This window comes from Streptomyces sp. WM6378, assembly GCF_001279695.1.
In the GTDB taxonomy this organism is placed as follows: domain Bacteria; phylum Actinomycetota; class Actinomycetes; order Streptomycetales; family Streptomycetaceae; genus Streptomyces.
Genome location: NZ_LGDD01000163.1, coordinates 1 through 674, shown reverse-complemented (window position 1 = coordinate 674; position 674 = coordinate 1). Strand labels below are relative to the sequence as shown.

The 674-nt window shown below is 71.1% G+C and carries 1 protein-coding gene; it reads right to left on the bottom strand.

Annotation, left to right across the window (positions count from 1 at the left end):
* Positions 1 to 674: TIGR03842 family LLM class F420-dependent oxidoreductase (locus tag ADK54_RS15290; RefSeq protein WP_053726178.1), on the bottom strand; the 674-nt coding region annotated here is incomplete at both ends.

Below are 674 nucleotides of genomic sequence, written 5' to 3'. Positions count from 1 at the left end.
GCCTTCAGCTTCTCGATGTGGGCCTGGGGCGGGCCGAGCAGGCAGAAGCGGTCGACGATCTCGTCGGGTACGAAGGCGGTGTCGGGGTTGTCGGTGCGGCCGTGGTGACTGTAGTCGTAGCCCTGGCGCTGTTTGATGTATGCGGTGAGCGCCTCGGGGACGAGGCCGGAGTGTTCGCCGTAGCGGGAGACCAGGTCGGCGACGTGGTTGCCGACCATGCCGCCGAACCAGCGGCACTGTTCGCGGGCGTGCGCGAGGTCGTCGCCGACGTAGGCGGGTGCGGCGACGCAGATCGTGATCGAGGCGGGGTCGCGGCCCGCGTCGGCGGCGGCCTTGCGGACCGCCTTGACCATCCACTCGGTGAGAAACGGGTCGGCGAGCTGGAGGATGAAGCCGTCGGCCTTCTGCCCCGCGAGCGCGAGGGCCTTGGGCCCGTACGCCGCCATCCAGACGGGCAGCTTTCCGTCCTTCACCCAGGGCAGTCGCAGCCGCTGCCCGTCGATGTCGGCCTCGCGGCCCTCGGCGAGGTCGCGGATGACGCCCATCGCCTCGCCGAGCCGGGCCAGGGTGTTGGGCTTGCGGCCCGCCACCCGCATCGCCGAATCGCCGCGCCCGATGCCGCAGACCGTCCGGTTGCCGTACATGTCGTTCAGGGTGGCGAAGGTGGAGGCGGT